The organism is Citrobacter sp. Cpo090 (genome assembly GCF_030332665.1).
GTDB lineage: Bacteria > Pseudomonadota > Gammaproteobacteria > Enterobacterales > Enterobacteriaceae > Citrobacter > Citrobacter portucalensis.
This window is the reverse complement of record NZ_JAOWHK010000028.1, coordinates 121,078-141,058: the sequence shown is the minus strand read 5'-3', so window position 1 is coordinate 141,058 and position 19,981 is coordinate 121,078. Positions and strand designations below refer to the sequence as shown.

Below are 19,981 nucleotides of genomic sequence, written 5' to 3'. Positions count from 1 at the left end.
AGGCCTGACGGCGTTGGCACGAAAGGTATGCTGTAAACGGGCATGATAATTTACATTATCTTCTTTTTTTCTCCACGTTTGACCCGTACCTTGCCGCTAAAGTGAAGCAAGCCATACCCATAACGATACGCAGAAACACGAGGTCCTCTTTTAATGGCGAATTTTTTCATCGATCGCCCCATTTTTGCCTGGGTGTTAGCTATCCTGTTGTGCCTGACAGGAGCCCTGGCTATTTTCTCACTGCCCGTTGAACAATATCCCGATCTGGCACCGCCAAACGTGCGGGTCACCGCCAACTATCCTGGCGCCTCGGCTCAGACTCTGGAAAACACCGTCACCCAGGTTATCGAGCAGAACATGACCGGTCTCGATAACCTGATGTACATGTCATCGCAGAGCAGCGGGACAGGTCAGGCTACGGTTACGTTGAGCTTCGTTGCCGGAACCGATCCTGACGAGGCCGTCCAGCAGGTGCAAAACCAGCTGCAATCGGCAATGCGTAAACTGCCGCAGGCGGTACAGGATCAGGGGGTCACGGTGCGTAAGACCGGGGACACCAATATTCTGACTATCGCCTTTGTCTCCACCGATGGCTCAATGGATAAGCAGGACATCGCCGACTATGTCGCCAGTAACATTCAGGATCCGCTCAGCCGTATTAACGGCGTGGGAGATATTGACGCTTACGGCTCACAGTACTCCATGCGTATCTGGCTTGACCCGGCCAAACTGAACAGTTTCCAGATGACCGCTAAAGATGTGACCGACGCTATCGAGTCACAGAATGCGCAGATTGCCGTCGGACAACTTGGCGGTACGCCTTCGGTGGACAAGCAGGCGCTGAACGCGACGATCAACGCCCAGTCGCTACTACAGACTCCGGATGAATTCCGCGCCATTACGCTACGCGTCAACCAGGATGGCTCAGAAGTTAAACTGGGCGATGTGGCGACGGTCGAAATGGGTGCTGAAAAGTATGATTACCTCAGCCGCTTTAATGGAAATCCTGCCTCCGGCCTGGGCGTGAAGCTGGCTTCAGGCGCCAATGAAATGGCGACGGCGGAGCTGGTTATCAACCGTCTGAACGAGCTGTCGCAATATTTTCCACACGGGCTGGAATATAAGGTGGCATATGAAACCACCTCCTTTGTCAAAGCCTCAATCATCGACGTGGTAAAAACCCTGCTGGAAGCGATCGCGCTGGTATTCCTCGTGATGTACCTGTTCCTGCAAAACTTCCGCGCCACGCTGATTCCCACCATCGCCGTTCCCGTCGTCCTGATGGGTACCTTCTCCGTGCTTTATGCCTTTGGCTATAGCGTTAACACCTTGACGATGTTTGCGATGGTGCTGGCGATCGGCCTGCTGGTCGATGACGCCATTGTAGTCGTGGAAAACGTCGAGCGTATTATGAGTGAGGAAGGGCTCACGCCGCGGGAAGCGACGCGGAAATCGATGGGGCAAATCCAGGGCGCACTGGTCGGTATTGCCATGGTGCTGTCGGCAGTGTTTATCCCGATGGCCTTCTTCGGCGGCACCACCGGGGCAATTTACCGCCAGTTCTCGATTACCATCGTCTCCGCAATGGTGCTGTCTGTTCTGGTGGCGATGATCCTGACCCCCGCTCTGTGCGCCACCCTGCTCAAACCGCTGCATAAGGGCGAGCATCACGGACAAACCGGTTTCTTCGGCTGGTTTAACCGGATGTTTAATCGCAACGCCGAGCGCTACGAAAAAGGCGTTGCCAGGATCCTGCACCGCAGCCTGCGCTGGATACTGATCTACGGCCTGCTGCTCGGTGGGATGGTTTTCCTGTTCCTGCGCCTGCCAACCTCCTTCCTGCCGCTGGAAGACCGCGGCATGTTTACCACCTCGGTCCAGCTGCCCAGCGGCTCCACACAGCAGCAAACATTGAAAGTGGTTGAGGAAGTGGAGAAGTATTACTTCACCCATGAGAAAGACAACATTATGTCAGTCTTTTCCACGGTCGGTTCTGGCCCTGGCGGGAACGGTCAAAACGTGGCACGTATGTTTGTCCGCTTAAAAGACTGGGATGAGCGCGACACCACTACCGGAACCTCTTTCGCCATCATCGAACGTGCGACCAAAGCCTTTAATAAGATTAAAGAAGCCCGCGTCTTCGCCAGCAGCCCTCCGGCTATCAGCGGCCTCGGAAGCTCTGCCGGTTTCGATATGGAGCTGCAGGATCACGCCGGTGCGGGCCATGATGCGTTAATGGCCGCGCGCGACAAACTCATTGAGCTGGCCGGGAAAGACTCGTCCCTGACCCGCGTTCGTCATAACGGTCTGGACGACAGCCCGCAGTTGCAAATTGATATCGATCAGCGCAAAGCCCAGGCGCTGGGCGTTTCCATCGACGACATCAACGACACATTGCAAACGGCCTGGGGTTCCAGCTACGTCAATGACTTTATGGACCGGGGCCGCGTGAAGAAGGTTTACGTGCAGGCGGCAGCAAAATATCGCATGCTCCCGGACGACATCAACCTGTGGTACGTCCGCAACAATAGCGGCGGCATGGTGCCTTTCTCGGCCTTTGCCACATCGCGCTGGGAAACCGGTTCACCGCGTCTGGAACGCTATAACGGGTACTCCGCGGTCGAGATTGTCGGCGAAGCTGCGCCCGGCGTCAGCACCGGTACGGCAATGGACATAATGGAATCGCTGGTGCACCAGTTGCCGACTGGGTTTGGCCTCGAATGGACTGCGATGTCTTATCAGGAACGGTTGTCGGGTTCTCAGGCTCCCGCCCTGTATGCCATTTCTCTGCTGGTGGTATTCCTGTGTCTGGCGGCCCTGTACGAAAGCTGGTCGGTTCCCTTCTCCGTTATGCTGGTGGTGCCGCTGGGGGTCATTGGCGCGCTGCTGGCCACCTGGATGCGCGGTCTGGAAAACGACGTGTATTTCCAGGTCGGGTTACTTACCGTTATCGGGCTATCGGCGAAGAACGCAATATTGATTGTTGAATTCGCCAATGAGATGAACGAGAAAGGGCACGATCTGCTCGACGCTACGCTCCACGCCTGCCGCCAACGTTTACGCCCGATTCTGATGACTTCACTGGCGTTTATCTTCGGGGTGCTGCCGATGACCATCAGCAGTGGCGCTGGTTCTGGCGGTCAACATGCGGTGGGGACAGGCGTAATGGGCGGGATGATTTCAGCTACTATCCTGGCGATTTACTTCGTTCCCCTGTTCTTTGTGCTGGTGCGAAGACGCTTCCCATTGAAGACACGCCCAGAATAATCGGACACAAAAAAGGCGACTTACGTTGAGTCGCCTTTTTTTATCCTTTACAGGATATGAATTTCTTCCAGAAAATTATTTACGAAGCATCACTTCGATAAAGTCTTTCCAGTTCCCCAGTTCACGTTCAATCATAACAACCTCTCTTATTATTATGGGCATTCTACGAAATCATCATCTTTAAAAGAAGGCAATTTAACCGATGGTTGTGATTGATTCCTCCAGTGTTTGGGGTTTATGTGATCACTATGCGCTATATCCATAAATTTTATGTGACTTACTGCAATATTTTGAAATATTCATACATCATCTACTACTTTTGCAATTCTGATGGAAAAACAGGCTGATGCAAACAGGCTGATTCTGATTTTTAGTTATACGGTATTTTTGGAACTTTCAGGAATCATTATTCACTATTGCTCAACAATGTTATATTTTTCTATAACGATTGAATGACAATATGTATTATTCATTGTCACAGAATAAAAGAATAAATATTCAAATTACGTCAATAAGGATTCAAATGATCACCCTTTACGGCATTAAGAATTGCGACACGATTAAAAAAGCCAGACGCTGGTTGGAGGCTCAAGGTATTGACTACCGCTTTCATGATTATCGCGTCGACGGTCTGGACAACACGCTATTACAGTCCTTTATCAACGAATTAGGTTGGGAGGCGCTGCTCAATACGCGTGGAACCACCTGGCGCAAACTCGATGAATCCACGCGCAGTCAAATCACCGATGCGGCTTCCGCCGCCGCATTGATGATTGAAATGCCAGCAATTATCAAACGCCCATTGCTCTGCGCGCCGGGTAAGCCTATGCTGCTTGGTTTCAGTGAATCCAGTTATACTCTGTTTTTTAATGAGGTGTAGTCTATGTCGTGCCCGGTTATTGAGCTGACACAGCAGCTTATTCGCCGTCCTTCCCTGAGCCCGGATGATGCCGGGTGCCAGGCGTTAATGATTGAACGCCTGCGCGCGGTAGGTTTTACCGTTGAGCGTATGGATTTTGGTGACACACAGAATTTTTGGGCATGGCGCGGTAAAGGTGAGACCCTGGCATTTGCCGGTCACACCGACGTAGTGCCTGCCGGCGATGTCGATCGTTGGATTAATCCACCGTTCGAGCCGACCATTCGCGATGGTATGTTGTTCGGGCGTGGCGCTGCCGATATGAAAGGTTCACTGGCGGCAATGGTCGTGGCTGCGGAGCGATTTGTCGCCCAGCATCCAAATCATCAGGGTCGTCTGGCATTTTTGATAACGTCTGACGAAGAAGCCAGCGCCAAAAACGGCACCGTGAAGGTGGTTGAAGCGCTGATGGCGCGTAATGAACGACTGGATTATTGTCTGGTGGGTGAGCCGTCCAGCACGGAAATCGTTGGCGACGTGGTGAAAAATGGACGTCGTGGTTCACTGACCTGCAACCTGACCATTCATGGCGTGCAGGGCCACGTGGCCTATCCGCATCTGGCCGATAACCCGGTACACCGCGCGGCCCCCATGCTCAATGAACTGGTGGCGATCGAGTGGGACCAGGGTAACGAGTTCTTCCCGGCAACCAGCATGCAGATTGCCAATATCCAGGCTGGAACCGGCAGCAACAACGTTATCCCTGGCGAACTGTTTATCCAGTTCAACTTCCGTTTCAGCACTGAGCTGACCGATGAGATGATTAAAGCACGGGTTCACGCGCTGCTGGAGAAACATCAGCTGCGTTATACCGTCGACTGGTGGCTTTCCGGTCAGCCGTTCCTGACCGAACGCGGTAAACTGGTGGATGCAGTGGTGAACGCCATTGAGCACTATAATGAGATTAAACCGCAGTTACTGACTACAGGCGGGACGTCCGACGGGCGTTTTATTGCCCGCATGGGGGCGCAGGTAGTAGAACTTGGGCCGGTCAACGCCACTATTCATAAAATTAATGAATGTGTTAATGCCGCCGACCTGCAGCTACTTGCCCGTATGTATCAACGTATCATGGAGCAACTCGTCGCCTGATGAGTGTTCCTGTAAGAGGAAATGTGCATGGACTGGCTGGCAAAGTACTGGTGGATTCTGGTGTTGGTGTTTCTGGTAGGCGTACTGCTGAACGTGATTAAAGATCTCAAGCGCGTCGATCACAAGAAATTTCTTGCCAATAAGCCGGAGCTTCCCCCGCATCGTGACTTTAACGATAAATGGGATGACGACGACGATTGGCCGAATAAAGATCAGCCGAAGAAATAATTTGTAGGCCGATAAGTCCCGTAGGCCCGGTAAGCGTTAGCGCCACCGGGCATTACGTGCCGGATGGCAACGCTTCGCGTTTTATCCGGCCTACGGTGATCAATCAGATCATGGCAATCACATCATCATCTTTGGGCGTACCGCCGCCCAACGCTTCATCAAAGTAGTGCTTCGGTACGGTAAAACGCAGATGGTCGAGCGCAAACTGCATGCTGCGTTCATCAATGGCGTGCCCCAGATTTTCGACGATATCCAGCGTCACATCCCCACCGGCGCGAATTAACGCTTCCTGCGCGGCAACGGCATGAGATAACTCAATGACCCGGTCTTCACCACCGTGAATCAAATGCACCGTCGTCGCGGTGGTTGCAGCCTCTGGCAAGGTGGCATAGCGGCCATTGAAGGCGATGACCCGCGACGCCAGCCCCGGCTCAGCTTTGATGCTCTCAAGCGACATAATCGAACCCTGAGAAAAACCAATCAGCGCGGTTGCCTGCGGTGAAACGCCGCTTTGTTTCTGCCAGTAGCGCACGGTTTCGATAAACACCGGCATAATGGCGTCAACACGTTCCTGACGATTCTCTTCAGTTACGCCCTGCACCGAAAACCACTGACGTCCGGACGTCGTACCGTAAGGCTCTGCCCCGCCAATGCTAACGATTAGCGCATCCGGAAACAGCGGCGCAAACCAGCTGCCAATTTCGCCCATGGCAACCGGATTATCGCCGACGCCATGAAACAGCAGCAGTAGCTGTTGAGCGGGTTTATCGGGACTTTGAACAACAAAATGGTCATGTTTCATGGCGTTCTCCTTAGCTGATGAGAATCATTCTACGCCGCTTAACCGCAATGACCATGCCAGGAAATTGAAGAAGTTAGTGAAAAAATTGCCATTGCATAATGCGATTATGTAGCCGCTGTTCACGCTCTGCATCCAGCTGATTTAATGCCTGCGCCGCTTCGGCGCGCTGAATGACCAGCAACGCTTTACGACCAGAAATCTTCAGCTGTTGGCATAGTTCGGCGTCACTACGTTTAGCCTGTATGCGCCCGCGCAACGCCGGAAGAGGTAACTCACTGTGCTCAAGCAGACGACTCAGACAGCCTAGCGACGTCAATAATGGCCGATGCGCGAAGGCAAACCCAGCCAGCTCTGCCCAGTCATCTTCATTAAGCGTAGTCTCTTTCAGCGGGACCAGCGGAATGCTCTCACCGTTCCACCGCGCAAGGATTTCCGCATCACGGCGCAAATGCTGGTGCTCCTGCTCGGCAAGGCGTTTCCCCGCTTCGCTGATGGGAAGTAACGCCATGGCGGTATAACAGCCGCTGCTGGCTTCCCTATGATTTCCCATTCGCACTAGCACAAAACCGCAGCGTTGCCAGAAACGCCATAGTTCAGCCGTATAACCAAAACTGACCGACAGATAGTCACACGATGTGGAATAGCGGTGGGCCAGCATAATCAGCTGTTGCCCAATACCTTCTCTTTGGCGCGCAGGATGAACCGCAATTCGACTGACCCGTCTCCCGACGAGCGTCGCTGCCAACGGGTCACCACCGTGCGCCGCCAGCGACTGTGCAACCAGATTGCCCCTTGGTCGGCGATATCCGGCCCAGACGGCCTGGCTGAGTTCTGCGGATAGTCCCCCCTCATCGACCAGCCAGACGGCTCCCGCCACTGAGTCAGCGGTTGATGCCTGAAGAAAATGCTGTCCAGGCGCGTCCATCATTCGCCGCAGGTCCAATGGCGAGGTGCGATAATGCGCTCCGGAAAGCAGCTGATATACCGCTAACGGCAGCGCCGGGTTAGCAAGCCAGGACTGTTGCTCAAATGCCGAAAAGTGAAGCTCCCCCAATGGGGCATGTGTGAACGTTTCATCATCAAACACCAGCGCATCGCTGACGATTTGCTCCAGCGGACACCCCTGCGCCCAGCGCACGGGTTGTTGCAACTCATAGCGTTGAAGATTGGGGAAGCGGGCACAGAATTTCAGCAAGAAGCCTCTCCCCGTTCCCTCGTAGCCTTGTACTGTAGTGGTTAACAGCGTACGAGGAAAACGCGCCACCAGTTGGTGCAGCAGCGGCGCGGGGATCGCGGCGGCTTCATCCACAATCAGCCAGTCTACGGTTGCAGAACTGCTTAACAGCGCATCCGGGGCCATAAAGCGGTAACGCTCCCCGGCAAATTGCGCCAGCACATCCGTTGCCGCTTTGGCAGGCGCTGTCACAATCGCAGTGCCGTTAATCCGCGCAATGAGTTGCCCTGCCAGAGCAGATTTGCCCCGACCCCGCGCGGCCGTCACCGCAACCACACCGGGAGTCATAGCCAGCAAATGATTTAATATCATCGCCTGTTCTGGTTGGGGTTCGCCGGTTGCTGCGTGCCAGGCTGCGCGAGCAGGAAAGTGCGGACAGGAAACCGGCTGATGCTGCTGCCAGTGCAGAGCCTGTCCATCGCGGGAAATCACCCATTTGATGTGTTCAACAAAGTGCGGTGTAGGGATGGGTTCAGCACAATCACTCCAGCGTAGTGAATCCGCGTCCGGATGCGTGTGCCAGGAATGCCAGGGTGGGGTCAGCAAAACCAGCCAACTGCCGGCAAGCAGTGTGCCACTTAAGGCGGCAAATGCCGCAGCGTCAAATCCCTGCCCGGCGTCAAAAACTGCATGATGGAATTCGCGCCCTAATAACGTTTGTAACGCCTGCGGCGTACAGTTCGGCTCAGCAGGGGCTTGCGCCCCTACCCACAGCCAGTCGCCGGGTAACGCGTTGCGTAGCGCTAATGCTTGTTCCTGACACCAGTTATCCTCGCCGCTGATAATCAGCAGACGACGGATCCCTTCGCGGGTCATCTGTTCAGTTAACGCACTCAGCGCCGTGTTATCAGACATCCCTGCCTCGGTATCTTAAATGCCTTTACCAAAAGTATTACATTGCCCCGGATCGCCGCTATCAAAACCGCGTTTGAACCAGGTAAAACGCTGTTCAGAGGTTCCGTGAGTAAAGCTGTCCGGTACGACGCGTCCTTGTCCCTGCTGTTGCAGACGATCGTCACCAATGGCCTGTGCGGCGTTCAGTGCCTCTTCCAGGTCACCAGACTCCAGCACGCCCTGCTGCTGCATACTGTGGCCCCAGACTCCGGCAAAGCAGTCTGCCTGCAGTTCCATTCGAACAGAAAGACGGTTCACTTCTGCCTGTGAGGCATTTTGCTGCATCTGGCGAACTTTCGGTTCAATACCCAGCAGTTTCTGCACGTGGTGACCCACTTCATGGGCGATTACATAGCCCTGAGCAAAATCACCATCAGCTCCCAGCTTGTTTTTCATGTCATCATAGAATGAAAGGTCGATATATACCGTACCATCTGCCGGGCAATAAAACGGCCCCATCACGGACTGACCCGCACCGCAGCCGGTACGCGTCGCGCCCCGGTACATCACCAGCTTCGGCTGTTGGTAGGTGCGGCCCATTTTTTCAAACTGCTGTCCCCAGGTATCTTCTGTTGTAGCCAGGATCACCGAGGTAAATTTTGCCGCTTCATCATCGTTTGGGCTGATGGAGCGTGATGATTGCTGTTGGGAGACCGGCTGGCCGGTCATTAATCCCGTGAGATCCACGCCATAATAACCCGCCACCAGCACCACAATCAGCAGGATGATGCCGCCTTTACCACTGGGCAGACGAAAACCAGGCCCACCCATAGAGGGGCCGCCGCCAGAGCTGTTTCGTCTGTCTTCCACGTTGTCACTTTCACGACGCCCTTGCCAGCGCATAATCACCTCAACTTTTTATTCATTATGATGATGATCGTAGGCGGTTCGGAACAGGATTACCATAAGAAATAGTAATCAAATCAGGTGGGGTTAATGAGCCGGAGAGCGATCGCCGGCTCAGGGGAAGATTAGTCTAACTTCACACCCAGGCGATGCGCGACGGCTTCATAGGCTTCGATCAGGCCGCCCAGACTCTGGCGGAAGCGATCTTTGTCCATTTTATCCAGCGTTTCTTTGTCCCACAGGCGGCTACCGTCCGGTGAGAATTCATCACCCAGAACCACTTCACCTTTATACAAACCAAACTCAAGTTTGAAGTCGACCAGAATCAGACCAGCATCATCAAACATCTTTTTCAGCACGTCGTTAGCTTTGTAGGTCAGCTCTTTCATACGTGCCAGATTCTCTTTGCTCACCCAACCAAAAGTTTCGCAATAGGAATCGTTAATCATTGGATCGTGCATAGCATCGTTTTTCAGGAACAGATCAAACAGCGGCGGATTCAGTTCAATACCTTCCTCAACACCTAAACGCTTAACCAGAGAGCCTGCCGCGCGGTTACGTACCACACATTCAACCGGTACCATCTCCAGTTTTTTCACCAGACATTCGGTATCAGAAAGCAGTCGCTCCATCTGGGTAGGAATACCCGCTTCTTGCAGTTTAGTCATAATGAAATGGTTGAATTTGTTGTTCACCATGCCTTTACGGTCAAACTGTTCAATGCGCGCGCCATCCCCTGCTGACGTATCATTGCGGAATTCGAGCACCAACAGGTCCGGGTTTTCCGTGCTGTATACGGTCTTCGCTTTACCACGATACAACTCAGCTTGCTTTTGCATCTTTATTACTCCTGGGTGTGAATTAACGATAAATATTGCGTTTTTCTGCCGACGCACACGTTTGCGTATCATATCAGAAAAAAAGGGCTGGAGTTATCCAGCCCTTTATTTTTACTTACTGAACGCTGCCTGGAAGACGGCGACCAGCGCGTCGTTCTGGCTTTGCGTCAGGGTATGCCCCTTCGGATCGATAAACTGCAAGCTACTGCGGTTGTCTAAATCACCGACCTGCAATTTATAGTCGCCGGATACCAGACCCGGGTCACTTGCGCCCAGCTCCTGCCAGTTGCTATCAGACAGAGGTTTGTAGGTCACGGCGATGCTGCCCTGAGAACGGGTGCTGTCGGTTACCTTCATCCCCACTTTCTCAAGCGCTGCTGGCAGACGCTGCCACACCACGTTGAACGGCCCGCGTACCACCAGCATTGGTAAACCGGTGTCATCGGCGGCGCTCTGAACATCCATGGTGGCTGCAGAGCGGTTCTGCGCGGCATTCGCGGCGTCGGTGGCGTTCTTATCCAGACCAGCAGAGATAACGTTCATCATCTCAGCGCTGTAGCGCTGCATTGATGCCGCATCGGCTACGGGTTTACCCGCCTGCTCGAGGTTAACCAGTTTCACCGTTACCGCTTGCTGATAGCCCTGCGGTTTAACCGAGATTTGATAACGTCCACGGTACTGCTCGTCTTCATCCAGGCGGTTCCAGTCGACCCAGTCGGTGGTCAGCGTCTGGCTGGCATCATCACGTTTGGTGATCGTGTAGTTTTTAGACTGAATGACGCTAACGACCTGTGGCCACAGTGTGTTGCCACGACCGTTTTCCACCAGTAATGTCGACGTATCACCCGCGATCTGTGTGCGAGCACCGGTGACTAATGCTAACGGCTGAGCCGGTGGACGAATATCCAGCGCTTTACCCACGGCACCACTGCCGTTGGTTACCGGGATATTATAATCGCCCGACATAACCGGCAAAATCATCCCAGCTGGAGCATGAAGCTCAGCAAGCGGTGCGGCCTCCAGATAGGATTCATCACCGCTCACCTGGCGCTTATAGCGCGAGTCAGAGCTACAGGCCGCGAGCAACATAACAAGCGAAACACCCGCAACCTTGGCCAGGCGCGACTTTTGTACTGAGTAAGCCATCAAATCTCCCTAAACTTTACAGCAAACCGGCATGCTTAAGCGCCGCTTTGACGATTTCACGAGCATTGTCCGTGATTGGCGTCATCGGCAGACGTAGCGTATCGGTCGCCACAAGTCCCAACTCCTTACACGCCCATTTCACGGGAATAGGATTGGGTTCGACAAATAGTTTGTTGTGTAACGGCATCAGACGCTGGTTAATCACCCGCGCCTCGGCAAATTGCCCGGCTGCCGCCAGTTTGCACATTTCAGCCATATCACGTGCCGCAACGTTAGACGTTACGGAAATCACGCCATGACCACCGAGCTGCATAAAATCCAGTCCGGTCGCGTCATCACCGCTGAGCAGAATAAAGTCGTCCGAAACCAGCTCTTTGATCTGGTGAACGCGACTTAAGTTCCCCGTGGCCTCTTTAATAGCGATAATATTTTTAACTTTCGCCAGACGACCAACGGTTTCCGGCAGCATATCGCAGCCAGTACGGGACGGCACATTATACAGAATTTGCGGCAGGTCAGTATGTTCAGCGATGGCTTTGAAATGCTGGAACAAACCTTCCTGGGTCGGGCGGTTGTAGTAAGGCGTCACCGTCAGGCAGCCGACAACACCGCTGTCGTTGAAACGCTGCGTCAGACTAATGGCTTCCGCGGTCGCATTGGCGCCGGTTCCGGCAATAACCGGAATACGCCCGTCAGCCAGTTCCAACGTCATCATCACCACATCGCCATGTTCATCATGACTCAGGGTGGCGGACTCACCGGTGGTGCCAACAGAAACGATCGCCGAGGTGCCGCTGGCGACATGATAATCAATCAGTTTTTTCAGGCTCGACCGGCAGACTTTACCTTTCTCATCCATCGGCGTAACAAGCGCGACAATACTTCCCGTGAACATGGGCCATCCTCTGTGCAAACAAGTGTCTCAATGGTACGTTTGGTACGACAATAAAAGCAAGCGACCAGAGCCGTTCTGATTGTTGTATGCATGTTTTTTTTATGCTTTCCTTATGATTACCTCACCGCTCAAAGGAAGAACAGGTTTGACATCGTCATCGCAACACTATCTGGTCATTACTGCGCTGGGTGCCGATCGCCCAGGAATTGTGAACACCATCACGCGTCATGTCAGCAGTTGCGGCTGTAATATCGAAGACAGCCGACTGGCCATGCTGGGTGATGAGTTCACGTTTATCATGTTGCTGTCGGGTACCTGGAATGCCATCACCCTGATTGAATCAACCCTGCCATTGAAAGGTGCAGAGCTGGACTTACTCATTGTGATGAAGCGCACGACCGCGCGCCCCCGCCCGGCGATGCCAGCTACGGTATGGGTGCAGGTCGATGTCCCTGATTCTCCCCATTTGATTGAACGCTTCACCGCTCTGTTTGACAGCCACCAAATGAATATCGCGGAACTGGTTTCACGCACGCAACCGGCTGAGAATGGAATGACGGCACAGTTGTTTATTCAAATTACCGCACATAGTCCTGCGTCACATGATTCGGCAAATATTGAAGATGCGTTTAAAGCACTCTGTACAGAACTCAATGCGCAAGGCAGTATTAACGTCGTCAATTACTCACAGCATGATGAACAGGATGGAGTTAAGTAATGAACCCACTGAAAGCCGGTGATATCGCACCGAAATTTAGCTTGCCGGATCAAGACGGAGAACAAGTAAATTTAACCGACTTCCAGGGACAGCGTGTTCTGGTTTATTTTTACCCGAAAGCCATGACACCCGGCTGTACCGTACAGGCCTGCGGCCTGCGCGATAACATGGATGAGTTAAAAAAAGCGGGTGTTGAAGTGCTGGGGATCAGCACCGACAAACCAGAGAAGCTTTCCCGATTCGCGGAGAAAGAAGTCCTGAATTTCACGCTCCTGTCCGATGAAGATCATCAGGTTTGCGAGCAGTTCGGCGTCTGGGGTGAGAAGTCATTTATGGGCAAAACCTACGATGGCATCCACCGCATTAGCTTCCTGATTGATGCCGAAGGGAAAATTGAGCATGTGTTTGATGACTTCAAAACCAGCAACCACCACGACATCGTGCTGAAATGGGTGCAGGAAAACGCCTGACCGTGAAATGCCGGATGGCGGCGTGAACGCCTTATCCGGCCTACAAATGCATGCACGTAGGCCGGATAAGACGCTTTAGCGTCGCCATCCGGCGTCAACGTCGTTTATTCAAACGTCCCTTTAACGCAGGCTTTTTTCTCTCTGACTACGGCTTTTCCCTTCGCCCACAGGTGATGAACTTCCAGCGCGTCGTTGAGCACCAGAATGTCCGCATCGCATCCCACTGCCAGACGTCCTTTATGCTCAAGTGCCAAAAATTCTGCGACCGTACGCGTCAGCGGACACAGCGCCTGTTCCAGCGGTATGGCATGAACCTTCACCAACTGGCGCACCGTTTCCGCCAGTGATTCAAACCCTGCGACACCGATGCCAGTAAGATTACCGTACTCATCAAATTCCGGCTGGCTGCCGTTGCCATCCGAGCTAAGGGTAATGCGCGACAGCGGCACGTTCTGGCGCAGCGCCGTAGCGATAGCCGTGGCCGGGGCGACAGGTTCATCAATGCTGCTGGTAATATCGATGTAACCACCTTTACGCGCGTACTCCAGCGCTGCCTGGAACAACGGTTCCGCACGGTTAACGTGTGTCGGCAACAGTTTAGTAATCGGCACATCACAGCAGTCGAGGATCTGGTACAACGGTTCCAGCATGCGCGGGCTGTCGCCCATATGGAAGACACTGATCCCCGGCTTACGCCCTAACAATCCGCCGACGCGCGACTGCGCCGCCATATTTGCCAGCGCCGGGGTATCCGGGGCTGAGGAACGATGGTCCGAAACCGCACATTTCACGCCAATAACTTTATCAATCAGCGCCACATCGCGATCGATACTGCCGGTGATCGTCGGGGAAGGCAGAGAATACGCCCCGGTCAGCATCCATGCGCTGATGCCTTCAAACTCCAGCGCGCGGGTTTTCGCCAGCAGCGATTCCGGGTGACGGGTGATGCCATCGGTACCCAGCAAACCCACCACCGAAGTTACACCAGCTTCAACAAGGCGTGACAAGCGCACTTCCGGCGTGCGGGTATGCGGCCCCGCTTCCCCGCCGCCGCCAATCAGATGGACGTGCTGATCGATAAATCCTGGGCACACAATCGCACCGTCAAGATTGATACACTCGCAACCGGGAAAGTCTTCAGGAGAAATTGACGGGGCGATGGCAACAATTTTGCTGCCGGAGACCAGTATATCCTGTCGCCCTAAATCTTCCGGCGCGTACACGTGTCCCTGCTGGAACAACGTCAAATCAAGAATTGAACAGTTCATAACCTTCCTTGTCAGGCAATAACCTGCATAACCCAAATAGAGAGCAGCGCATTAATGACGCATACCGCAATAATTAGCGGATAATAACGAGGATGAACCCCCGCGGTACCCAGACAACGGCCCACATTTTGTACCGGATTGCCCATCAGGTAGATAGCCGGTAACAACACCGTGGCATCATGTCCAGAAAGCGTACCGGCGACAACCAGGCTGGCACACACGCCGACTCCGCCTCCCATACTCATCACCGCTGCCAGCAGCACAGTGGCAGATTCCCCCGGCAGACCCCACAGCGCCATTACCGGCTCGCATACCCGCCCGACAACCTCGAGCAGCCCTGTCACCTTCAGCGCCTGAATAATCACAAATGCCATTACCACGTTAGGCAACAGACTGGTTGTTGCAATGGTAAACCCGCGTCGTGCGCCATCGATAAACATATCCATGACGTTTTTACGTACCTGCGTTGTCATCTCAGGCCTCCTGCTGCATACGGCGATTTTCCAGCTGCGCAATCCACAAACGCAGCAGATTCGCACCCACAAATTTGAAGACAAGGATCACCGCCAGCGGCGTAATCACCGGAACGGTAACCATCGTAAACAGCGCGGCGCCAGAGGAAAAATAGTTGGTAATGCACGCACTGCCGCTGGTTTGCCAGCAGGCAAAAATGGCACGTTCCTGTTCGGTGATAATGCCCTCTTCTGCCATTTCTTTAGTCATCCCTGCCGCGGCATCAGTATTTTGTAAATTCGCAATCAGCGCCAGCGAACAAATCCCCGGAATACCCAGTAACGGGCGCAGGACGGGCGTCATCAGCTGTTGTGCTGCACGCAAACCACCCAACCCTTCGGTGACGGAAATGATCCCGAGTGAAAGAATGACGGAAGGTGCCAGCTCAAGCGCAAATAAGAAGCCGTCTTTGGCCCCCATCCCCCCAGAGCCGCGAAAAGAGACCGCCGTGTCGCCCGCCGCATTTATCTGCCCAAACGCGCCATTGAGGACGGTGAAGTCAAAGACCCGCCACCATTCGGAACTTTTCGCAAACATGCCGGAAAAAAGGATAATCGTAATAAAAAAAGCGAGATAACCGCCCCATCCCACCCTTTGCTGCGTGTGTGTGTTGTGACCCATTTTGTTCTCCTGTTGGCCTTATTCCTTGCGTGACAGAAAGACATCACGCAGGTCAAGTTAAAGACAAATGCGGAGAAAAACGACAGCAGAAGAGATTATTCAGAAAGTGTGGATAGAGGTCAGACAAGTTCAGTTCCGGCGACATTGCATCGCCGGAACCTGTAGATTAGGGTTCGTCAACGACCTGACCATCCGGCCAGGCATGCATTACCGCTTTGATTAACGTCGCCAGAGGAATCGCAAAGAATACGCCCCAGAACCCCCACAGACCGCCGAAAATCACCACGGAAAGAATAATCACCAGTGGATGCAGATTGACCGCCTCGGAAAACAGCACGGGGACCAGCAGATTGCCGTCCAGCGCCTGGATTATCAGGTACACGGCAAAACAGCTCCAGAATTCGGTGCCAAGCCCGAACTGGAACAGCGCCACGCCAACCACCGGAATAGTGACCACGAAAGCACCGATATACGGGATCAGCACAGAGAACCCTACCAGCACCGCCAGCAGCAGCGAATAGTTGAGACCAAACAGCAGGAAGCCGAGCCAGGTCGCTACGCCGACCACCACCATTTCCAGCACCTTTCCGCGGATATAGTTGGTGATTTGCTGGTTCATCTCTTTCCACACCTGCCCCGCCAGCCCGCGGTTACGCGGCAGCACCCGGCGCACGGCGTTCAGCATCTGTCCTTTATCTTTGATCAGGAAGAACACCATCAATGGGACGAGAACCAGATAGACCGCCAGGGTCAACAATCCAACCAGTGAGGCTAACGAATATTTCACCACCGAATCGCCCATGGTGAGCATTCGCGAGCGCATATTTTCCGCCATCGCATCAATGATTCCCGCATCCATCAGCGCCGGATAACGTCGTGGCAAGGTGGCGGCAAAATCAGACAATTTATTGAGCATGCCGGGCATGTCGCGGATCAGGTAAATTCCCTGCTGCCACGCAACGGGCATCACTACAAAGGCCATCAGCAGCAAAATACCGACAAACACCACCAGCACAATCGATGTCGCCCAACGCCGTGAACAACCAATATGTTCCAGCCGCACTGTCGGCCATTCAAGCAGGTAAGCCAGCACAATGGCGACCAGCAGCGGCGCCAGAAGGCCACTAAAGAAAAACAGGATGCCAAAACCGGCAACAAGAATAATCAGCAGGGCGATGGCTTCGGGGTCGCTAAAGCGGCGACGATACCATTGCATCAACATTTCGAGCATAAAACCCTTCCATGAACCCAATAGCGGGATTGCGATCCCGAATTGTATCGAAATGTCACAAAAAAGACTTCGCTTTTTATGGCTGATTACGCAAAGTGAAAAGACATTTTTCCTGGGTGTTCATCGTCAGGTTTCGCAGTTACACTCCGTAAGCTTGCGGAGTGTGAACGATACTTCACAGCATCGGTCAAATGGCTATCTCAAAAAAGAATACAGGACAGAGGTTATGTTCAGGCAGTTGAAAAAAAACCTGGTTGCTACCCTCATTGCCGCACTGACTATCGGTCAGGTTGCGCCCGCATTTGCTGATACTGCGGACACCCTGCCTGATATGGGAACGTCGGCAGGCAGTACGCTTTCCATAGGACAGGAAATGCAGATGGGCGATTATTACGTACGCCAACTGCGCGGCAGTGCGCCATTAATTAACGATCCATTGCTCACCCAATACATTAATGCCCTGGGGATGCGTCTGGTCTCGCACGCCGACTCGGTAAAAACGCCCTTCACATTCTTTTTGATTAACAACGATGAAATCAACGCCTTTGCTTTCTTTGGCGGCAACGTTGTCCTGCACTCTGCACTATTTCGCTATTCCGACAACGAAAGCCAGCTGGCATCGGTTATGGCGCACGAAATTTCCCACGTCACGCAACGTCACCTGGCGCGTGCCATGGAAGATCAGAAACGCAGTGCACCGCTAACGTGGGTCGGTGCGTTAGGTTCAATTTTATTGGCGATGGCCAGCCCGCAAGCGGGTATGGCGGCGCTGACCGGTACGCTGGCGGGGACACGTCAGGGGATGATTAGCTTTACGCAGCAAAACGAACAGGAAGCAGACCGCATCGGTATTCAGGTGCTGCAGCGCTCGGGATTCGATCCCCAGGCCATGCCAACCTTCCTGGAAAAACTGCTCGACCAGGCTCGCTACTCTTCGCGTCCGCCGGAAATTTTGCTGACTCACCCCCTGCCGGAAAGCCGTCTGTCTGATGCCCGTAACCGCGCCAACCAGATGCGCCCGGTGGTCGTCCAGTCGTCAGAAGATTTTTATCTGGCTAAGGCGCGAACCTTAGGCATGTACAACTCTGGTCGTAACCAGTTGACCGATGACCTGCTGAGTAGCTGGTCGAAAGGCAACGTACGTGAGCAACGTGCGGCGCAGTATGGCCGGGCATTGCAGGCGATGGAAGCCAGTAAATACGACGAGGCGCGTAAAGCGCTGCAACCACTGCTGGCGGCAGATCCTAACAATGCCTGGTATCTCGACCTGGCAACGGATATCGATCTTGGTCAGAAGAAAACCAGTGATGCCATTAACCGCCTGAAAAACGCCCGCGACCTGCGCACTAACCCGGTGTTGCAGCTCAACCTGGCGAATGCCTATTTACAGGGCGGACAAGCCAAAGAAGCGGCAACTATCCTGAATCGCTATACGTTTAACCATAAAGATGACCCTAACGGCTGGGATCTGTTAGCGCAAACGGAAGCTAACCTGAGCAACCGCGATCAGGAGCTGGCGGCGCGCGCGGAGGGGTATGCCCTCGCCGGACGTCTGGATCAGGCGATTTCGATGCTCAGCAGCGCAAGCTCTCAGGTGAAACTGGGTAGCCAGCAGCAGGCCAGATACGATGCCCGTATCGACCAGCTACGCCAGCTGCAAGAACGCTTTAAACCGTACACGAAGATGTAATTATCGAACCCTTGCCGGATGGCGACGCTGTAGCGTCTTATCCGGCCTACGTCAGACGCGATATGTAGGCCGGATAGGGTCTTTTGGCCACCATCCGGCAGTATTGTTATGCAAGGAGAAGTCATGTCAGACGCGATTAAAATCTACCATAACCCACGCTGCTCCAAGAGCCGTGAAACGCTGGAATTGCTGAAGTCCAACGGCGTGAACCCGGAAGTGGTGTTGTATCTGGAAACGCCGGCTGATGCAGCAACCCTGCGTGAACTGCTGCAAATGCTCGGCATGTCCAGCGCGCGTGAACTGATGCGCCAGAAAGAGGATCTCTATAAATCGCTTAACCTGGCGGACAAAAATCTGAGTGAAGATGCGCTGATTCAGGCAATGGTAGAAAACCCGAAACTGATGGAGCGCCCGATCGTGGTTGCCAAAGGTCAGGCTCGAATTGGACGCCCGCCTGAGCAGGTATTGGAAATCGTCGGTTAACCTGTAAGCGCCGCAGTCTTCTCGGCTGCGGCGCTTACAGCTTCAGAATTTCTTTTACGAACGGAATGGTCAGCTTACGCTGGGCGGTGATCGAAGCATGATCAAGCTGATCCAACGTCATAAACAGCGTACGCATTTCTCGATCCAGACGCTTTAGCAGAAAACGTCCCACATCTTCCGGCAGTTCAAATCCACGAAGTCTGGCGCGTAATTGCAACGCCTGCAGCTTATCTTCATCGGAAAGTGGTTGCAGCTTGTAGATTTGCCCCCAGTCCAGACGCGAGGCGAGATCCGGCAACCCCAGATTCAGCTGTCTTGGTGGACGATCGCCGGTGATCAGCAGGCGCGTTTTCCCCGACTCCAGGATACGGTTGTAGAGATCAAAGATCGCCATTTCCCACAGCGAATCACCGGCCACACATTCGATGTTATCGATGCATACCAGCGATAAATGCTCCATCCCGTCGAGCACCTCGGGGACGAACCAGGTGCGTTTGTCGAGCGGCACGTAGCCTACCGCATCGCCGCGCGCGGACAGTTCCGCACAGGCTGCATGTAGCAAATGACTACGGCCAGCGCCTTCACGCGACCAGAGATAAATATACCCGCTATGTTCCTGACGCAGCACGTTTTGCAGTGCAGCCAGTAAAGAGGAGTTATCCCCCGGCCAGAAACTTGCGAAAGTTTCGTCGTCAGGAAGATAAAGTGGCAAAGAGAGCTGTGCCGGTGTGTTCAGAGATACCTCAACCCAGGATTTCATAAAATCGCGTTGAGTTTAACACAGAAATACGTCGCGATAGAACCGGGCAGCGCTGCCGCCCGGTC

20 protein-coding genes are annotated in these 19,981 nt (G+C 53.6%); 8 read left to right on the top strand and 12 right to left on the bottom strand.

The features are described 5' to 3' along the window. The first annotated feature begins 153 nt into the window (after positions 1-153). Complete coding sequence (gene acrD / locus OGY83_RS12260) at positions 154-3,267, top strand: multidrug efflux RND transporter permease AcrD (RefSeq protein ID WP_286635966.1); 3,114 nt, start codon at positions 154-156, stop codon at positions 3,265-3,267. A gap of 75 nt (positions 3,268-3,342) precedes the next feature. Here acrD and ypfM read toward each other — a convergent pair whose 3' ends face one another. Next, on the bottom strand, positions 3,343-3,402 hold the full coding sequence (gene ypfM, locus OGY83_RS12255) for a protein YpfM (RefSeq protein WP_001386977.1): 60 nt from the start codon (positions 3,400-3,402) through the stop codon (positions 3,343-3,345). Positions 3,403-3,790: 388 nt separating this feature from the next. On the opposite strand from ypfM, the gene OGY83_RS12250 reads away from it, so the two are divergent. The 3 genes from OGY83_RS12250 to OGY83_RS12240 are packed head-to-tail and all read left to right on the top strand — an operon-like array spanning position 3,791 to position 5,506. Then, positions 3,791-4,147 carry an ArsC family reductase gene (locus OGY83_RS12250; protein WP_286635965.1) on the top strand — a complete coding sequence of 119 codons (357 nt, stop codon included), beginning with the start codon at positions 3,791-3,793 and terminating at the stop codon, positions 4,145-4,147. Positions 4,148-4,150: 3 nt separating this feature from the next. Continuing rightward, positions 4,151-5,278: a succinyl-diaminopimelate desuccinylase gene (gene dapE / locus OGY83_RS12245; RefSeq protein WP_003037976.1), complete on the top strand. Its 1,128-nt coding sequence runs from the start codon at positions 4,151-4,153 to the stop codon at positions 5,276-5,278. A gap of 27 nt (positions 5,279-5,305) precedes the next feature. After that, a complete protein-coding gene (locus OGY83_RS12240; protein ID WP_003835080.1) occupies positions 5,306-5,506 on the top strand; it encodes a YpfN family protein in 201 nt (66 codons plus the stop codon). A 103-nt stretch (positions 5,507-5,609) separates the two neighbouring features. On the opposite strand, the gene ypfH is transcribed toward OGY83_RS12240, so the two are convergent. From ypfH to dapA, 6 genes are all read right to left on the bottom strand, one after another. Further along, positions 5,610-6,308: an esterase gene (gene ypfH, locus OGY83_RS12235; RefSeq protein WP_286635964.1), complete on the bottom strand. Its 699-nt coding sequence runs from the start codon at positions 6,306-6,308 to the stop codon at positions 5,610-5,612. Positions 6,309-6,381: 73 nt separating this feature from the next. Continuing rightward, positions 6,382-8,397 carry a tRNA(Met) cytidine acetyltransferase TmcA gene (locus OGY83_RS12230; RefSeq protein ID WP_286635963.1) on the bottom strand — a complete coding sequence of 672 codons (2,016 nt, stop codon included), beginning with the start codon at positions 8,395-8,397 and terminating at the stop codon, positions 6,382-6,384. A 15-nt stretch (positions 8,398-8,412) separates the two neighbouring features. Next, positions 8,413-9,279 carry a KPN_02809 family neutral zinc metallopeptidase gene (ypfJ, locus tag OGY83_RS12225; protein WP_003037967.1) on the bottom strand — a complete coding sequence of 289 codons (867 nt, stop codon included), beginning with the start codon at positions 9,277-9,279 and terminating at the stop codon, positions 8,413-8,415. 128 nt (positions 9,280-9,407) lie between these two features. Next, on the bottom strand, positions 9,408-10,121 hold the full coding sequence (purC, locus tag OGY83_RS12220; RefSeq protein ID WP_003835086.1) for a phosphoribosylaminoimidazolesuccinocarboxamide synthase: 714 nt from the start codon (positions 10,119-10,121) through the stop codon (positions 9,408-9,410). Between the two features lie 111 nt (positions 10,122-10,232). Next, complete coding sequence (bamC, locus tag OGY83_RS12215) at positions 10,233-11,267, bottom strand: outer membrane protein assembly factor BamC (protein ID WP_003835088.1); 1,035 nt, start codon at positions 11,265-11,267, stop codon at positions 10,233-10,235. A gap of 16 nt (positions 11,268-11,283) precedes the next feature. Beyond that, positions 11,284-12,162 (bottom strand): 4-hydroxy-tetrahydrodipicolinate synthase, encoded by an 879-nt coding sequence (gene dapA / locus OGY83_RS12210; protein ID WP_003037957.1) that lies wholly within the window; start codon positions 12,160-12,162, stop codon positions 11,284-11,286. A gap of 145 nt (positions 12,163-12,307) precedes the next feature. Between dapA and OGY83_RS12205 the strand changes: the two genes are divergently transcribed. Both OGY83_RS12205 and bcp read left to right on the top strand, forming a co-directional pair. Then, entirely contained in the window at positions 12,308-12,880 is a 573-nt protein-coding gene (locus tag OGY83_RS12205; protein ID WP_286635962.1) for a glycine cleavage system transcriptional repressor, read from the top strand. Next, positions 12,880-13,350, top strand: a complete 471-nt coding sequence (bcp, locus tag OGY83_RS12200; RefSeq protein WP_079939172.1) for a thioredoxin-dependent thiol peroxidase — start codon at positions 12,880-12,882, stop codon at positions 13,348-13,350. The genes OGY83_RS12205 and bcp overlap by 1 nt, the downstream gene beginning before the upstream one ends. A gap of 104 nt (positions 13,351-13,454) precedes the next feature. Here the strand turns inward: bcp and iadA are convergent, their stop codons facing one another. The 4 genes from iadA to OGY83_RS12180 all read right to left on the bottom strand — a co-directional run bounded on the left by iadA (position 13,455) and on the right by OGY83_RS12180 (position 16,983). After that, positions 13,455-14,618: a beta-aspartyl-peptidase gene (gene iadA / locus OGY83_RS12195; RefSeq protein WP_286635961.1), complete on the bottom strand. Its 1,164-nt coding sequence runs from the start codon at positions 14,616-14,618 to the stop codon at positions 13,455-13,457. 11 nt (positions 14,619-14,629) lie between these two features. Continuing rightward, entirely contained in the window at positions 14,630-15,091 is a 462-nt protein-coding gene (locus tag OGY83_RS12190) for a YjiG family protein (RefSeq protein ID WP_003835099.1), read from the bottom strand. A gap of 1 nt (position 15,092) precedes the next feature. Next, entirely contained in the window at positions 15,093-15,752 is a 660-nt protein-coding gene (locus OGY83_RS12185) for a nucleoside recognition domain-containing protein (protein WP_286635960.1), read from the bottom strand. 166 nt (positions 15,753-15,918) lie between these two features. Next, positions 15,919-16,983, bottom strand: coding sequence for an AI-2E family transporter (locus OGY83_RS12180; RefSeq protein WP_003037941.1), 1,065 nt, complete (start codon positions 16,981-16,983; stop codon positions 15,919-15,921). 226 nt (positions 16,984-17,209) lie between these two features. Between OGY83_RS12180 and bepA the strand changes: the two genes are divergently transcribed. Beyond that, positions 17,210-18,673, top strand: a complete 1,464-nt coding sequence (bepA, locus tag OGY83_RS12175) for a beta-barrel assembly-enhancing protease (RefSeq protein ID WP_008785438.1) — start codon at positions 17,210-17,212, stop codon at positions 18,671-18,673. Positions 18,674-18,796: 123 nt separating this feature from the next. Continuing rightward, the gene (gene arsC / locus OGY83_RS12170; RefSeq protein WP_079939176.1) at positions 18,797-19,156 is read left to right on the top strand and encodes an arsenate reductase (glutaredoxin); all 360 of its coding nucleotides are present in this window, start codon (positions 18,797-18,799) and stop codon (positions 19,154-19,156) included. 34 nt (positions 19,157-19,190) lie between these two features. Here the strand turns inward: arsC and OGY83_RS12165 are convergent, their stop codons facing one another. After that, positions 19,191-19,892: a DnaA inactivator Hda gene (locus OGY83_RS12165; protein WP_211924219.1), complete on the bottom strand. Its 702-nt coding sequence runs from the start codon at positions 19,890-19,892 to the stop codon at positions 19,191-19,193. Positions 19,893-19,981: the final 89 nt, after the last annotated feature.

Excerpts from the sequence above, each read along its gene's own strand:
- OGY83_RS12230 (WP_286635963.1), bottom strand. The coding sequence starts at position 8,397 with ATGTCTGATAACACGGCGCTGAGTGCGTTAACTGAACAGATGACCCGC.
- acrD (WP_286635966.1), top strand. The coding sequence starts at position 154 with ATGGCGAATTTTTTCATCGATCGCCCCATTTTTGCCTGGGTGTTAGCT.
- dapE (WP_003037976.1), top strand. The coding sequence starts at position 4,151 with ATGTCGTGCCCGGTTATTGAGCTGACACAGCAGCTTATTCGCCGTCCT.
- arsC (WP_079939176.1), top strand. The coding sequence starts at position 18,797 with ATGTCAGACGCGATTAAAATCTACCATAACCCACGCTGCTCCAAGAGC.
- iadA (WP_286635961.1), bottom strand. The coding sequence starts at position 14,618 with ATGAACTGTTCAATTCTTGATTTGACGTTGTTCCAGCAGGGACACGTG.
- OGY83_RS12180 (WP_003037941.1), bottom strand. The coding sequence starts at position 16,983 with ATGCTCGAAATGTTGATGCAATGGTATCGTCGCCGCTTTAGCGACCCC.
- ypfJ (WP_003037967.1), bottom strand. The coding sequence starts at position 9,279 with ATGCGCTGGCAAGGGCGTCGTGAAAGTGACAACGTGGAAGACAGACGA.
- ypfH (WP_286635964.1), bottom strand. The coding sequence starts at position 6,308 with ATGAAACATGACCATTTTGTTGTTCAAAGTCCCGATAAACCCGCTCAA.
- bamC (WP_003835088.1), bottom strand. The coding sequence starts at position 11,267 with ATGGCTTACTCAGTACAAAAGTCGCGCCTGGCCAAGGTTGCGGGTGTT.
- OGY83_RS12240 (WP_003835080.1), top strand. The coding sequence starts at position 5,306 with ATGGACTGGCTGGCAAAGTACTGGTGGATTCTGGTGTTGGTGTTTCTG.
- OGY83_RS12250 (WP_286635965.1), top strand. The coding sequence starts at position 3,791 with ATGATCACCCTTTACGGCATTAAGAATTGCGACACGATTAAAAAAGCC.
- OGY83_RS12190 (WP_003835099.1), bottom strand. The coding sequence starts at position 15,091 with ATGACAACGCAGGTACGTAAAAACGTCATGGATATGTTTATCGATGGC.
- purC (WP_003835086.1), bottom strand. The coding sequence starts at position 10,121 with ATGCAAAAGCAAGCTGAGTTGTATCGTGGTAAAGCGAAGACCGTATAC.
- OGY83_RS12185 (WP_286635960.1), bottom strand. The coding sequence starts at position 15,752 with ATGGGTCACAACACACACACGCAGCAAAGGGTGGGATGGGGCGGTTAT.
- bepA (WP_008785438.1), top strand. The coding sequence starts at position 17,210 with ATGTTCAGGCAGTTGAAAAAAAACCTGGTTGCTACCCTCATTGCCGCA.
- dapA (WP_003037957.1), bottom strand. The coding sequence starts at position 12,162 with ATGTTCACGGGAAGTATTGTCGCGCTTGTTACGCCGATGGATGAGAAA.
- bcp (WP_079939172.1), top strand. The coding sequence starts at position 12,880 with ATGAACCCACTGAAAGCCGGTGATATCGCACCGAAATTTAGCTTGCCG.